Here is a 14,225-nt window from a genome sequence, read left to right as displayed (position 1 = left end):
TTCGTTTGTTCAAGAAACTTTTTATCGCGGTAATTTGTGCTGCCGTGCTCGTTGGTGCGGGCACGGGGCTATGGGTTTGGCGGGGGCTTGGGTCACTGTCAAAGCCGGTTACTTTAGTCGAGCCGGTGCTGTTTGATGTTCCTAGTGGCACAGCTTTTAACGATGTGGCCCGGCAGTTGCACACCCGCGAACTTGTGGAAGATAGCCTGTGGGTGCGAATTTACGGTCGTTTGTTTCCGGAGCAGGCCAGAATAAAGGCAGGAGAGTATGAGTTTACCGATGGCATGAGTGCTGAAGCCATGCTAGCGAAAATGGTCGCGGGCGATACCAAGCATTGGTCAGTGCAATTTATAGAGGGTTGGACCTTCCGTGACATGCGCTCAGCCCTCGCGGCCACTGAGCGCCTCGAGAAGCTTACGTCTGAATGGTCGGATGCTCAAATAATGGAAGCTGTCGGCGCTGAGGGAGAGCATCCCGAGGGGCGTTTTTTCCCCGACACTTACCTGTTTACCAGCAGCGAATCGGACCTTGATTTGCTCCGGCGTTCCTTTCGCCGCATGGAATCTGTGCTTGCCGAGGAGTGGGAGAGCCGGGCCGAGGGCCTGCCTTACAACAGTGCATACGAGGCTTTGATTATGGCCTCCATTGTAGAGCGCGAAACCGGTGCTCCCCACGAGCGGGATCAGGTAGCGGGCGTATTTGTCCGGCGGCTGCAAAAGGGCATGCGGTTGCAGACAGATCCCACCGTAATCTATGGCATGGGCGATAAGTACAAAGGCCGCATAGGCAGCAAAGACTTGCGCACCCACACGCCATATAACACCTACCGCATTAGCGGATTGCCCCCCACACCCATTGCGTTGCCGGGCCGTGAAGCCATACATGCATCCTTGCACCCGGGCTCTGGTAAGGCTTTGTATTTTGTTGCTCGCGGTGACGGTACCCATAAGTTTTCCAACACCTTAGCTGAGCACCAAAAAGCCGTTCGTGCGTTTCAGCTCAACCGCCGGTCGGATTACCGGTCTTCACCTGCTCCCGACAAGGATGAGAACAAATGACTGTCCGTGGCCGCTTTATTACCTTCGAGGGAACCGAGGGTGTGGGCAAGTCTACCCAGATCACGAACGCTGCTGAAACCCTTAAAGAACTGGGGGTTGACTGCATAGTGACCCGAGAGCCGGGTGGCACGCCCATGGCGGAAGCGATTCGAGAAGTGCTTTTGGCGCCCCGGGACGAGCCGGTGAACGATCTCACCGAACTGCTATTGATGTTTGCTGCCCGCGCACAGCACTTGCATACGCTTATTCTTCCAGCGTTGGAGAAGGGGCAATGGGTGCTTTGTGATCGCTTTACCGATGCCACATTTGCCTATCAGGGTGGTGGGCGTGGCGTGTCGAGCGAGCGTATTGCCCTATTGGAAACGTTTGTGCAGGGGGAGATACGCCCAGATCACGTGGTGTTATTGGATGCGCCGGTCGAAACCGGCATGATCCGGGCGAGGCATCGGGGGCAGTTGGATCGTTTCGAACAAGAGGCGGTTTCTTTTTTTCAGCGTATTCGCGATACCTATCTGGCCCGCGCTGGAGCTGAACCTTCCCGCTACAATGTCGTGGACGCAGCGGGCTCGATAGAGCAAGTCAGTGCCAGTATTCGCGAACTTATGTGCAAGTTCGGGTCAGATCTGCTTTAATTGAGTTACATTCTCACTCAAAGGTTCCGGTTGCGTCTATGCTGGATGCCCGTTTGCTCAAGCTCCCAATCGCATCTCACCAGCACCGTCATGAACATCACCAGATAGTCATCGGTGTTCAGGGTGAAGCAGATTTGAGTGTTGACGGAACTGGCTCTCATCTTGACACCTGGAAGGCCTGTTTGGTGCCCACGGAAGCCAAGCATGACTACTGCGGTGATCAGCAAAACCACGTGATGGTCATCAATCTTGACCCTTCCACTCCCGCTATGACTACTCCGAACCATGCCGACTATGAGCGCATGGTTCGTGTGTTCGAAAAGCCCCGAACGATCCAGATGGACAGCAGTTTGCAGGGGTTGGTTCAGTTTGCGGCTGGCGAGTTTGATCGGTCGCCCGGCAATCTTGCAATGCACGGTCATCTTGCCGCTAGTATCCTCTATTGCATGGCTGACAGAGTTGTAGACCCTAAGGTCGTGCCCAATCGCCACAGTCTCAGTCCAGACGCCATGCAGCGTTACATACGAGCCAATCTCCACCGTAAGATTAGCGTACAGGAATTAGCCAGTGAGGCCTGTTTGAGTGTAAGCCGCTTTCACGAGGTATTTCGTGAAGTGGTCGGAACTACGCCGCACCAATTCTTGTTACAAGCCCGGCTTAATCAGGCCATTAATCTTTTGGCCTCAACGTCGCTTTCGGTGTCGGAAATCAGTTATCGTGTCGGCTTCTCGTCTCAAAGTGCCCTGACCAATGCGTTGCGCAAACATAAGGGTACTACCCCCACGAGACTGCAAGCCCGTGACAGTGTCGCCTAGCCGAGTTTGAAATGAACCCATCCCGTAGAATTCTATAAAAGAATCGTAGGATTTTGTAAGCCGCAAATACGTAGTAATACTAGGCTTGTTGTGTCAAATCCCGTCCTGTCGATCTGTTGGTCGGGGCGGTCGCAAATTGGCAATACTTAACTATAGTTAAGGCTAAGAGTGCGACACGTTGCCTCGCTCGAGTTCGAAAGGCATCCCAGTAAACAAGAAGAATGACACAGTAAGCTGGCGCCCGCGCCAGATCTGTGCTTTGCGAGCGGATATAATCCGACTCATTAAACCGGAGGAGTTCCATGGCTATTGGTGTTTGGATTAGTCTATTTGCTTATTTTGCGGTGATGATTGGCATCGGCCTTTTTGCGATGCGCACATCGACTTCCTCATCCGAGGATTACATGCTTGGGGGCAGGGGGCTCAGCCCCAAGGTAGCAGCCTTGTCTGCAGGCGCTTCGGACATGAGTGGTTGGTTGCTTCTGGGTCTTCCGGGTGCGATGTACGTATCGGGTCTGGCTTCGGCCTGGATCGGTGTTGGTCTGTTTGTTGGTGCATTTATTAACTGGGTTCTCGTTGCACCCAGATTGCGTGCACAGACAGTCCATTATGGTAACGCACTGACTATCCCGGCCTTTCTGGCCAACCGCTTTCCCACCAAGGCACTACCACTTAGAACGGTAGCAGCCGTTGTTATTGTTGTGTTCTTCTCGGTGTACACAGCCTCGGGTCTGGTAGCAGGTGGCAAGCTGTTTGAAAGTGCATTTGCCGGAATTTTCAACTTCGGTGGTATGGGTGATTATGGCGTAGGTATCGTCATCACGCTGGGCGTCGTGCTTGCCTACACCGTAGTTGGCGGGTTCTTGGCTGTGAGCATGACCGACTTTGTTCAAGGTTGCATCATGATGGTTGCGCTGGTTCTTATGCCAGCGGTTGTTCTGTTTGGCGAAGGCGGTGGCGGCTTTGCTCAGGCGACAGCAACGTTGAATGAGGTGGATCCCACTCTGCTTTCCTGGACTGAAGGACTTACCTTTATTGGATGGCTCTCAGCAGTGACCTGGGGCTTGGGCTACTTTGGCCAGCCGCATATCATTGTTCGCTTCATGGCAATCCGTTCAGTAAAAGAAGTCCCGACTGCTCGCAACATCGGTATGTCCTGGATGGCAATTTCCCTGATTGGCGCGATTGGTCTGGGCATATTCGGCCGTGCTTACGCCGTGCGCAATGGCATGCAAATTGACGATCCCGAAACCATCTTCATCATTCTTGCAGACTTGCTGTTCCACCCGCTGATTACAGGCTTCCTGTATGCAGCCTTGTTGGCCGCCGTTATGAGTACTATCTCCAGCCAGCTTCTGGTGGCATCTTCGTCACTCACAGAAGACTTTTACCGCTTGTTCCTGCGTAAAGAAGCTGGTGACCGCGAGTGTGTAAACGTTGGTCGTATGTGTGTTGTCTTGGTTGGTCTTGTGGCTGCTGTTATCGCCTCTGATCCAAACTCAAACGTTTTGAGTTTGGTTGGCAATGCATGGGCGGGCTTTGGTTCGGCGTTTGGACCCCTGATTATTCTCGCACTCATGTGGCCGCGCACCAACGGTGCCGGTGCACTGGCGGGAATGGTCGCAGGTGCAGCTACCGCAATGATCTGGGTATCCTTGGGCTGGAACGGTGAGTTCATGGGTGGCCCCGGCGTTTATGAAATCATGCCTGGCTTCGTAGCCTCCTTCATTGCTATCGTGGTGGTGAGCCTTGCTACTTCTGATGCCAATGAGTATCAGGCAGTCGATCATAGCTAAGCAGTTGAACTAGAGAGCAAGACGTTAAAAATGAAAAAAGGGCTCCTGCGGGGGCCCTTTTTTTGCCTCGAGTGCGCAACTCTTAAAGTCTTCTGTGGTTCGGTAGATTAAGGAATTCGCCAGACGGGACACTAGGGACTATCTTTAATGGGCTAGATTCAGACGAATGTGCTAAAAACAACGAAAAATGGAGCGGTTTTATGAGAAAGAACAAGATGTTGAAGTGTGCATCGGGGCTGTTGGCAGCTGCGATGGTTACGTTGTCGGCCGGGGTTCAGGCCGAGGGCAACTACGTTATGGGTACAGCGACAACGGGTGGAACCTACTACCCCGTAGGCGTGGCTATTTCAACACTTATCAAGGTGAAGCTTGAGCCCTCAACCAATATTTCGGTGTCTGCAATCAGTTCTGCGGGTTCTGGCGAAAACCTGAAACTGATGGACGAAGACCAGATTCAATTCGGTATTCTCCAAGGGCTTTACGGTGCATACGCGTGGAATGGTTCTGGGCCTGTCCCCAAGGCCTATAAAAACCTGCGTTCCGTATCTATGCTTTGGCAGAACGTCGAGCATTTTGTAGTGACTAATAAGGTTACGAAAACAGGCACCATTGAAGATATGAAAAATCTCTATGGAGAGAGCTTTTCCATTGGCGCTAGAAACTCAGGTACCGAAGGTTCCGGCCGTTTCATTCTGGGTAAGGTCGGGGTTGATCTGGAGAAGGTCAACCTTGCTTATCAAGGCTACGGCCCCAGCGCGGATGCTCTACAGAATGGCAATATTGATGGGATGAACATACCGGCTGGAGTACCCGCAGCGGCAGTGACAAGAGCGTACGCCAACATGGGTGAGAAGATTACTACTCTGGATTTCACGCCGGAGCAGATTGCACAGGTCAACAGTGATTTCGAGTTATGGACAGCCTACACCATTCCTGCGGGCACCTACCCGAAGCAAGACGAAGACATCAACACCATCGCGCAGCCTAACATTCTGGCAGTCCGCGACGATGTGTCAGAAAACGATGTTTACGAAATCACCAAAACCATCTATGAAAACCTACCTTTCCTAAACAACATCCACCCGGCAACCAAGGCGATGGCTCTGGAAAAAGCGATTGCTGGCTTACCTATGCCACTCCATCCCGGCGCGGCGCGTTTCTATAAGGAACAAGGGTTGAAGATTCCTGATCGTCTGATTGCGCAGTAATGGTGGCAGATAATACACATAACGAGCCTGTCGTTGCGGTTCGTGACGAGAGCGCAAGCGAGGCGGCTGAGCGTTTAGAGCACCGGCTAATCGGGCCGGTGGTCTTCTGGCTTGCAATTGCAACGGCTCTCGTTCACCTCTACTTCAACACGCTCTCCACCCTGTCGGAGTTGTGGAGTTCTGCTCTACACTTCGGCCTCTTTGGACTGATTTGTACTCTGACCACGCCCATGCTTAAGGCCCGCTCCGCCAGCGGGCAGCGGTTTGTGCTTGGCATTGACCTTATGCTCGGGTTTACCGCGCTTGCCTGTGCTTTTTACCTGATCATCTTTGAGGATGATTTGTATCAGCGAGGGTTTAATTTTGACACCGGCGACTGGCTTGTATCCATCGTATCAGTCGCACTGATATTGGAGCTGGCGCGCCGCACCGTGGGCTGGTTTATCCCCGTTCTTTGTGTGGTGGCGTTAACCTATGTGGCTTGGTGGGGTCAGTATGTTGACGGTATTTTCAATTTCCCCGGCTTGTCTTGGGAAACGGTTTTGTATCGTTCCTATATCGGCGGCCAAGGAATGTTAGGCTCCATCGCCCGAATTTCCTGGACCTACGTGTTCATGTTCATCTTATTCGGTGCTTTTCTGGTTAAGTCTGGGGCAGGGGATTTCATCATAGAATTGGCGCGCTGCGCGGCGGGGCGTTTTGTGGGTGGCCCTGGGTTTGTCGCGGTATTTGCTTCCGGCCTTATGGGGTCAGTCTCTGGCTCCAGTGTTGCCAATACGGTTTCTACCGGCGTGATTACCATTCCGCTGATGCGGAAGGCGGGCTTTCCAGCGCGTTTTGCGGCCGGTGTAGAAGCGGCAGCCTCCACAGGTGGCCAGCTTATGCCTCCGGTGATGGGGGCAGGGGCATTTATCATGGCCTCGTATACTCAGGTGTCCTACCTCACCATTATTGGCGTTGCGGCTCTGCCTGCACTTCTGTATTTCATTTCCGTAGCCATGTTTGTTCGTATTGAGGCCAAGCGTAGCCATGCAGTCAAATTGGAAGACGACGCCGCACCGTCACTCAAAGACGTTCTCAAAGGTGGCTGGCATTTTCTCTTGCCCTTGATCGTTTTGGTTGCGGCCCTTGTGTATGGATTCACTCCAACTTACGCGGCGGGGATAGCCATTGTGTCGGTTATCGTTGCGTCTTGGCTTTCAAAGAACCCTATGGGGTTTAGGGATATCCTCGACGCTCTGGCGATGGGTACCCGAAATATCACCACTACTGCGATATTGTTGATCACAGTGGGCCTCATTGTGATGGTTGTGTCCACTACGGGTATAGGCAATACCTTTTCGCTGATGATTACCGACTGGGCCGGTGGAAGTTTGTTAATTACCATCCTTCTAGTGGCTTTGGCTTCGCTCATCTTGGGGATGGGGCTGCCTGTAACCGCTGCCTATATTGTGCTCGCGACACTTTCGGCACCGGCAATTTACAACCTCATCGCTCAAAGCCAGTTGGTGGAGCTCATGGTAAACGGCAATTTACCGGATCAGGCGAAAGCCATCTTTATGCTTGCCGCCCCTGAGCGCCTGCCGCTGTTAGACGCGCCTATGGATGTGGCAACCGCCCGCGAGATGCTCGCTCTGGTGCCAGACACCTTTAGTGGCCAACTTTTGGAACAGGCGTTATCTCCGGCAGCTCTTTCGATGTTGTTGGTGGCAGCCCACATGATTATTTTTTGGTTGTCGCAGGATTCCAACGTTACGCCACCGGTTTGTTTGACCGCCTTCGCTGCTGCCGCTATTGCGGGAACGCCACAGATGCGCACTGGGTTTACCGCCTGGAAGCTTGCCAAGGGTTTGTATATAGTGCCTTTGCTGTTTGCCTACTCACCTCTTATTACTGGCGATTTCACCGAAATGATTCAGGTGTTCTGTTTTGGGCTGTTTGGTATCTACGCCATTATTGCAGGCCTTGAAGGCTATCTTGAGCACAAGCTCAACCTGCTGGTGCGGGTTCTAATGTTTCCCCTCGGCGCCCTTATGCTATGGCCCCATGGCCAGATATTGGTTGATGGTGCGGGGCTGATTGTTTTTCTTGCAGTGTTGGTCTGGAGTAGTCGAGCGCAGCATGACAGCGCTTGATGTAATGGCACTGCTGGCGCTTGGCGGTATTGCAGGGTTCATTAACGTGCTTTCGGCTGGCGGCTCTATGCTAACTCTGCCGCTTTTAATGCTTCTGGGTTTGCCGCCACAGGTAGCCAACGGCACCAACAGGGTTGCAATCATTCTGCAGAGCACAACAGCGGTGGCGGGCTTCAAACGCCTCGGCCATGGCAATCTTCGGGTAAGCCTGCATCTGGCTGTGCCAGCTGTTCTAGGGTCGCTATTAGGGGCTTGGATAGCGACCTGGGTCGCTGATGCCGTATTTGAGGTGGTGCTGATCGCTGCCATGATTGGTGCGTCTGTGTTTATGCTGCTGCCCCAGCCCAAGCTGGATACCAATCCGCTAACACCAGAGCGGCTTGGACCGGTTATTTATGCCGCCATGTTTTTGATTGGCGTCTACGGCGGCTTTATTCAGGTGGGTGTAGGCGCTCTGTTTATCGTTGTTTTGTACCGCATGCTGCGCATAGATCTTCGGCAGGTCAATGTTTTCAAGGTGTCTATTATTTTGTTATACACCGTCCCAGCTTTGATGGTGTTTGCCATTAATGATCAAGTTCGGTGGGGCATGGGCTTGGTTCTCGCCGCTGGCAACATCACGGGCGCGTTTGTGGCCGTTAAAGTGAATTTGAGTGAGAAGGGCGCGCAATGGGTAAAGTGGATTACCTTGTTTATGGCGGGCGCAATACTGGTTCGGCTGGTGTTCTACTAACGAAACAGAGAGTGCGGCCACGAAAAACGCCAACCCGGAGGTTGGCGTTTTTCGTGGAGCTAACCCTTAAAGGTTATTGCTTATGCGATGTTCGCTTCAGCAGCCTTCTTGGTGTAGTTCTCCATCTGGTCGAAGTTCAGATACTTGTAGATCTCTGAAGACATACTGTTCAAATCCTTTGCGTACTCCATGTACTCCTGAGGAGTAGGGAGTTTGCCTAGAATTGCGCCTACAGCTGCCAGTTCCGCAGACGTCAGGTACACATTTGCGCCATCGCCCAGACGGTTCGGGAAGTTACGGGTAGATGTAGACAGAACGGTAGACTTGGGAGCTACACGCGCCTGGTTACCCATGCACAGGGAGCAACCCGGCATCTCGGTGCGAACACCGGCCGTGCCGTAGATGTTGAAGTAGCCTTCTTCCATCAACTGGGCCTGGTCCATCTTGGTGGGTGGTGACATCCACAGACGGGTGCTCAGGTTGCCCTTATGTTGCTCAAGCAACTTACCAGCGGCACGGAAGTGACCGATGTTGGTCATGCAGGAGCCGATAAATACCTCGTCTACCTTGTCGCCAGCCACTTCTGACAGGAAGCGTGCGTCGTCCGGATCGTTCGGGCAGCACACGATCGGCTCTTTGATATCCGCCAGGTCGATTTCTACAACGTGTGCGTACTCAGCGTCTTTGTCAGCACGCATAAGCTTCGGATCGGCCAGCCACTCTTCCATCTGCTGTGCACGGCGCTCCAGAGTGCGCGGGTCGCCGTAACCTTCAGCGATCATCCAGCGCAGCATAGTGATGTTGGAGCGCAGGTACTCTGCTACAGACTCTTCAGACAGGTTGATGGTACAACCCGCAGCGGAGCGCTCGGCAGACGCATCAGACAACTCGAATGCCTGCTCAACGGTCAGGTTCTCAAGGCCTTCGATTTCCAGAATGCGGCCGGAGAATTCGTTGATTTTGCCTTTCTTCTCAACGGTCAACATGCCTTGCTTGATACCGTAGAGAGGAATGGCGTGTACCAAGTCACGCAACGTGATACCCGGCTGCATTTCGCCTTTAAAGCGAACCAGTACGGACTCAGGCATGTCCAGAGGCATAACGCCGGTTGCTGCAGCAAAAGCGACCAAGCCAGAACCGGCCGGGAAAGAAATGCCCATTGGGAAGCGGGTGTGGGAGTCACCACCGGTACCAACAGTGTCTGGCAGTAGCATGCGGTTCAACCAGGAGTGGATGATGCCGTCGCCAGGACGAAGGGCAACACCGCCACGGGTTTGAATGAAGTCTGGCATGGTGTGCTGCATCTCAACGTCAACCGGCTTCGGGTAGGCCGCCGTGTGACAGAAAGACTGCATAACCAGATCTGCCTGGAAGCCCAGACACGCCAGATCTTTCAGTTCGTCGCGAGTCATCGGGCCAGTTGTGTCCTGAGAACCCACGGTGGTCATGTGTGGCTCGCAGTAGGTTCCGGGGCGAACGCCTTGGCCTTCTTCCAGACCACAAGCCTTGCCGACCATCTTCTGGCCTAGAGTAAAGCCTTTGGTTCCAGCTTCCGGATCTTTTGGAAGGCGGAAGAGGTCGGTTGCGCCCAGACCCAGCGCTGCGCGCGCCTTGGCGGTCAGGCCACGGCCGATGATCAGAGGAATACGGCCGCCAGCCTGAACTTCATCCAGAATAACGTCAGATTTGAAATCGAACTCGGAGATGGTTTCGCCGGCTTCGTTCAAAATCTTGCCTTCGTATGGGCGGATTTCAATAACATCGCCCATGTTCATGTTGTCTACAGGTGCTTCGAATACCAGCGCGCCCGCATCTTCCATTGTGTTGAAGAAGATCGGGGCAACCTTGTTACCAATACAAACACCACCGGCACGCTTGTTCGGCACACCTGGAATGTCTTCGCCGAAGAACCACAGCACCGAGTTGGTAGCAGATTTACGGGAAGAGCCAGTACCGACAACGTCGCCAACGAAAGCAACTGGCAGGCCTTTGGCTTTGATTTCATCAATCTGGCTCATAGGGCCAGTAACACCGGGCTCTTCCGGCTTCAGGCCATCGCGTTCCATTTTGTAAGCAGCGCGGGCGTGCAGCGGGATGTCCGGGCGGGACCAGGCGTCCGGAGCCGGAGACAGGTCGTCAGTGTTGGTTTCGCCGGTAACCTTGAATACCACCATCTTGGTGCTTTCAGAAACCTTGTTTTTGTTAGTGAACCACTCGGCGTTGGCCCAGGACTCAACAACAGATTTAGCAACAGCGTTGCCAGCATCCATTTTTTCTTTAACGTCGTTGAATGCGTCAAACATCAGCAGTGTGTGCTTTAGCTCTTCACCGGCCAACTCTGCCAGTTCGGCGTTGTCCAGTAGGTCAACCAACGTGGAAATGTTGTAGCCACCCTGCATCATGCCTAGCAGCTGTACCGCTTTTTTATTGTCGATCAGAGGGGAAGAGGCTTCGCCTTTAACAATCGCGCTCAGAAAAGCAGCTTTTACATAAGCGGCTTCATCTACACCTGGCGGAATACGATTTTCCAGCAGGTCTACCAGAGTTTCTTCTTCACCGGCTGGTGGGTTTTTCAAAAGTTCAACCAGAGCTGCAGTCTGCTCGGCGTTCAATGGCTTGGGGGGGATGCCCAGGGCAGCACGTTCTGCAACGTGTTCACGGTAAGCTTCTAACACGATATGAACCCTCATCAGTTGGTATGTCCCGCACATTTGGCAATACGCCTGGCGGGAGTTTTATGGCGGAAAGACCGTAAGTTGGCGCTGCATTCTATAGGAAAGCCCTTATAAAGTTAAGCTGGACAGAGGTCGGAGAAAGCTGATAGCTGCGCTATAATCGCCGGCCCTTTGAATTGACGTTGCCGCTTCTATGAACCAAAAAACCGATTCCATGACCCAAGCGCTCCAAGAAATCCATGAGTTTTTGCCGTGCGTTACGCCGCAGCAATGGATTGATAACGCGCTGGCCAATCAGGATTTGATGCTGATAGACCACGCCCATTGCGAGAAAAAAGCCGCCTCTACAGCGCTCAGCTTGATGTACCGCTATGTTGATAACAGCAATCTGCTCAATAAAATGTCCCGGTTGGCCCGGGAGGAATTGCGCCACTTCGAGCAGGTTTTGGCGATCATTGATAAGCGCGGCGTGGCCTATTGCCACCTGACTCCTGCGCGGTATGCCGCAGGCTTACGTAAGGAGGTGCGCACGGATGACCCCGGGCGGCTGGTGGATGTGATGATTGTGGGTGCTATCATCGAGGCCCGCTCATGTGAACGGTTTGCCGCTCTGGTTCCCTTTTTGGATGAGGAACTGGCGGCTTTCTACAGCAGCTTGCTCAAGTCCGAGGCGCGCCATTACCGGGACTATCTGGAGTTGGCTGTACAGGCCAATCAAGGCCCGGTAGATGAGCGGGTTGCAGAGTTCACGGCAATTGAACGGCAGCTCATTCTGGAACCGGATAGCGAGTTCCGCTTTCACAGCGGGCCGGTGAGCTGACATTTGGGAAGAGAGTCAGGCAAGCGCACGGCACAGCCCGATCCATGCATCAATGCCTGCACTCCGGTACTTCTGTTTGTGCAGTATGAAATAGAACTGGCGTTCAAAGTTCCGGCTTTCGGGCGTTTTCAGTGGCACCAAGCTGCCGCGCTTGAAAGCATCTTCAAGTACCACCTCCGACAAGCAGCCTATGCCCAGATTCGCTTCCACGGCCCGCTTGATGGCTTCTGTATGTTCCAGTTCCAGCAGTACGTTTAGGTTTGGAAGTAGGCCGTGCATGCCGCGATCAAAGCTCTGGCGAGTTCCGGAGCCTTCTTCCCTCATGATCCAGGTCGCATCGCGAAGATCCTCGTCTGTTAATGTTCCTTTTTTCGCCAATGGGTGCGAAGGTGAACAGAACACTACCAATTGATCGCCGCGCCAAGGCAAGACTTCAAGTTCTGATGATTGCAGTTCGCCTTCGATAAGGCCGATATCAAGTTCGAAGTCTTTGACGCGGCGCGCGATGGTGCTGGTATTGGCCACCTCCAACGACACTCTGGGCTGAGTAGGGGTATTCATGTATTGGGCCATAACGCCAACGGCCAGATAGTTACCTATTGTTAAGGTGGCGCCAACTTTCAATGCGCCAACTTCGGAATGTTTGCTAAAAGCCTGTTCCAGCTCCGTCGCTTGAGCCAGCACAGCTTCTACCTTGGGTCGGTATAGCCGCCCGAGCTCATTCAGCTGCAGGCGCTTGCCAACACGATCAAACAGTTGGATATCAAACTGGTTTTCCAGTTCTTTGAGTGCGCTGCTAGCAGCAGACTGAGACATAGCCAGCGATTCAGCCGCACGGGTAATATTTTGGAAGTGCGCTGCCGCTAAAAAGACTTCGAGTTGCCGGAAGCTGTATTTCATAACAAAATGCTCTAAATCGATGTAGCCGAATAAGGTTATGGGAATATCCCATTTCATCGATAGGTTAGAGATGGGATAGACTTTAGGCAATTCATATTTGCAACATTCGCCGTCAATAGCGAACCGGACAGGCAAGAGGTTTTCATGAGTAACTTGGCAAAAGAAACAGTGACCAGCGTTCATCACTGGAACGATACCCTGTTCAGCTTCAAGACCAGCCGTGACCCTGGATTCCGATTCAAAAACGGCCACTTTGTAATGATTGGTCTGGAGTCTGAAGGCAAGCCGCTGATGCGTGCTTACAGCATCGCCAGTGCAAATTACGAAGAAGAGCTAGAGTTCTTCTCAATCAAGGTGCAAGACGGCCCGTTAACGTCCCGTTTGCAGAAGATTCAGGTCGGTGATGAAATTCTGGTGAGTCGCAAGCCTACCGGAACTCTGATTTTGGATAACCTGCTGCCCGGGAAAAATCTCTGGTTGATCAGTACCGGTACCGGGCTGGCGCCGTTCATGAGCATCATCAAAGACCCTGAAGTGTACGAGGCCTTTGATAAAGTTATCCTCACCCACGGCGTGCGTTATGTTTCAGAGCTTGCCTATCAACAAGAAATTGAAGAATTACCTGAAAACGAGTTTTTCGGTGAGATGGTTAAAGGTAAGCTGGAATACTACCCAACCGTTACCCGTGAGCCTTTCCGCAACGAGGGCAGGCTTACTCGGGCCATGCAGAGTGGCAAGATAACCAGTGATTTTGGTTTGCCTAAGTTAAACCCTGAAGATGATCGATTCATGATCTGCGGAAGCCCGAGCATGCTGAAGGATACCTGCTCCATTCTTGATGAAATGGGCTTTAAAGAGGCCAGAGGCGGTGACATGGGGCACTACGTGATTGAGCGGGCGTTTGTGGAGAAATAGAGCGAAGCTCGCAGGCGTTTAGTTTGCCCTATGCCGGCTACTAAGAAGATTGAAATGAAAAACCCGAGGGCGAGCCTTCGGGTTTTTTTATGGGGTCTCGAACCCTGTATAGTAGTCGGTTTTAACAAACAGGAAAGACGGTATGTTTTACTACGAACTTCAGCCCCGTTTCAGCGATACAGATGCACTGGGTCACATCAGCAACACCACGCTGCCGGTCTGGTTTGAGCAAGCTAGAATGCCGCTGTTTAAAATCTTTCATCCAACACTGGATGTGAAAAGCTGGCCTCTGATTATAGCCCGGGTGGAAATCGATTTTGTTGCGCAGAGTTATTGGCACTTGCCTGTAGAGGTTCGTACAGGTGTTGGCAAAATAGGAAACAGCTCATTTCAGGCCGTTCAGGAAGCTTGGCAGGATGGAAAGCTGATTGCACGAGGCACGGCGGTGCTGATCCATTTCGATTACGCTTCAGAAAAGGCAGTTGCTATCCCCGATGACATTCGTGCCGAATTGTCGCGGCACCTTGCCGAATAAGTT

General features: G+C 52.8%; 12 protein-coding genes. 10 read left to right on the top strand and 2 right to left on the bottom strand.

Features of this window, described 5'->3' with window-relative positions; genetic code table 11:
* Nucleotides 1-5 precede the first annotated feature (5 nt).
* The 7 genes from mltG (at nt 6) to FE845_RS01650 (ending at nt 8,377) form a co-directional block, all read left to right on the top strand.
* Complete coding sequence (mltG, locus tag FE845_RS01680) at nt 6-1,058, top strand: endolytic transglycosylase MltG (RefSeq protein ID WP_200361383.1); 1,053 nt, start codon at nt 6-8, stop codon at nt 1,056-1,058.
* Complete coding sequence (gene tmk, locus FE845_RS01675; RefSeq protein ID WP_200361381.1) at nt 1,055-1,690, top strand: dTMP kinase; 636 nt, start codon at nt 1,055-1,057, stop codon at nt 1,688-1,690. Before mltG ends, tmk begins: the two co-directional genes overlap by 4 nt.
* 38 nt (nt 1,691-1,728) lie before the next feature.
* Entirely contained in the window at nt 1,729-2,505 is a 777-nt protein-coding gene (locus FE845_RS01670) for a helix-turn-helix domain-containing protein (RefSeq protein ID WP_200361379.1), read from the top strand.
* A gap of 302 nt (nt 2,506-2,807) precedes the next feature.
* Nucleotides 2,808-4,301: a sodium/proline symporter PutP gene (gene putP / locus FE845_RS01665; RefSeq protein WP_200361377.1), complete on the top strand. Its 1,494-nt coding sequence runs from the start codon at nt 2,808-2,810 to the stop codon at nt 4,299-4,301.
* A gap of 200 nt (nt 4,302-4,501) precedes the next feature.
* Nucleotides 4,502-5,509, top strand: coding sequence for a TAXI family TRAP transporter solute-binding subunit (locus FE845_RS01660; RefSeq protein WP_200361375.1), 1,008 nt, complete (start codon nt 4,502-4,504; stop codon nt 5,507-5,509).
* Nucleotides 5,509-7,644: a TRAP transporter permease gene (locus FE845_RS01655; RefSeq protein ID WP_200361373.1), complete on the top strand. Its 2,136-nt coding sequence runs from the start codon at nt 5,509-5,511 to the stop codon at nt 7,642-7,644. Before FE845_RS01660 ends, FE845_RS01655 begins: the two co-directional genes overlap by 1 nt.
* Complete coding sequence (locus FE845_RS01650) at nt 7,631-8,377, top strand: sulfite exporter TauE/SafE family protein (protein WP_200361370.1); 747 nt, start codon at nt 7,631-7,633, stop codon at nt 8,375-8,377. The genes FE845_RS01655 and FE845_RS01650 overlap by 14 nt, the downstream gene beginning before the upstream one ends.
* An 80-nt stretch (nt 8,378-8,457) precedes the next feature.
* Here the strand turns inward: FE845_RS01650 and FE845_RS01645 are convergent, their stop codons facing one another.
* Nucleotides 8,458-11,052, bottom strand: coding sequence for a bifunctional aconitate hydratase 2/2-methylisocitrate dehydratase (locus FE845_RS01645; protein ID WP_200361852.1), 2,595 nt, complete (start codon nt 11,050-11,052; stop codon nt 8,458-8,460).
* A 214-nt stretch (nt 11,053-11,266) separates the two neighbouring features.
* Here FE845_RS01645 and FE845_RS01640 point away from each other — a divergent pair, with 214 nt between their 5' ends.
* Nucleotides 11,267-11,872 (top strand): tRNA-(ms[2]io[6]A)-hydroxylase, encoded by a 606-nt coding sequence (locus FE845_RS01640; protein WP_200361851.1) that lies wholly within the window; start codon nt 11,267-11,269, stop codon nt 11,870-11,872.
* A gap of 15 nt (nt 11,873-11,887) precedes the next feature.
* On the opposite strand, the gene FE845_RS01635 is transcribed toward FE845_RS01640, so the two are convergent.
* Nucleotides 11,888-12,772, bottom strand: a complete 885-nt coding sequence (locus FE845_RS01635) for a LysR family transcriptional regulator (RefSeq protein WP_200361368.1) — start codon at nt 12,770-12,772, stop codon at nt 11,888-11,890.
* A 144-nt stretch (nt 12,773-12,916) separates the two neighbouring features.
* On the opposite strand from FE845_RS01635, the gene FE845_RS01630 reads away from it, so the two are divergent.
* Together FE845_RS01630 and FE845_RS01625 are read left to right on the top strand one after the other, a co-directional pair.
* Nucleotides 12,917-13,687: a ferredoxin--NADP reductase gene (locus FE845_RS01630; protein ID WP_200361366.1), complete on the top strand. Its 771-nt coding sequence runs from the start codon at nt 12,917-12,919 to the stop codon at nt 13,685-13,687.
* Between the two features lie 142 nt (nt 13,688-13,829).
* A complete protein-coding gene (locus FE845_RS01625) occupies nt 13,830-14,222 on the top strand; it encodes an acyl-CoA thioesterase (RefSeq protein ID WP_200361364.1) in 393 nt (130 codons plus the stop codon).
* Nucleotides 14,223-14,225 lie beyond the last annotated feature (3 nt).

Source organism: Marinobacter sp. 1-4A, from assembly GCF_016597725.1.
Lineage (GTDB): Bacteria > Pseudomonadota > Gammaproteobacteria > Pseudomonadales > Oleiphilaceae > Marinobacter.
Note: the sequence above shows the minus strand (reverse complement) of the source record. Positions and strands in the feature narration are given on the sequence as shown.

Excerpts from the sequence above, each read along its gene's own strand:
- FE845_RS01630 (WP_200361366.1), top strand. The coding sequence starts at position 12,917 with ATGAGTAACTTGGCAAAAGAAACAGTGACCAGCGTTCATCACTGGAAC.
- tmk (WP_200361381.1), top strand. The coding sequence starts at position 1,055 with ATGACTGTCCGTGGCCGCTTTATTACCTTCGAGGGAACCGAGGGTGTG.
- FE845_RS01660 (WP_200361375.1), top strand. The coding sequence starts at position 4,502 with ATGAGAAAGAACAAGATGTTGAAGTGTGCATCGGGGCTGTTGGCAGCT.
- FE845_RS01650 (WP_200361370.1), top strand. The coding sequence starts at position 7,631 with ATGACAGCGCTTGATGTAATGGCACTGCTGGCGCTTGGCGGTATTGCA.
- FE845_RS01670 (WP_200361379.1), top strand. The coding sequence starts at position 1,729 with ATGCTGGATGCCCGTTTGCTCAAGCTCCCAATCGCATCTCACCAGCAC.
- FE845_RS01625 (WP_200361364.1), top strand. The coding sequence starts at position 13,830 with ATGTTTTACTACGAACTTCAGCCCCGTTTCAGCGATACAGATGCACTG.
- putP (WP_200361377.1), top strand. The coding sequence starts at position 2,808 with ATGGCTATTGGTGTTTGGATTAGTCTATTTGCTTATTTTGCGGTGATG.
- FE845_RS01635 (WP_200361368.1), bottom strand. The coding sequence starts at position 12,772 with ATGAAATACAGCTTCCGGCAACTCGAAGTCTTTTTAGCGGCAGCGCAC.
- FE845_RS01640 (WP_200361851.1), top strand. The coding sequence starts at position 11,267 with ATGACCCAAGCGCTCCAAGAAATCCATGAGTTTTTGCCGTGCGTTACG.
- FE845_RS01655 (WP_200361373.1), top strand. The coding sequence starts at position 5,509 with ATGGTGGCAGATAATACACATAACGAGCCTGTCGTTGCGGTTCGTGAC.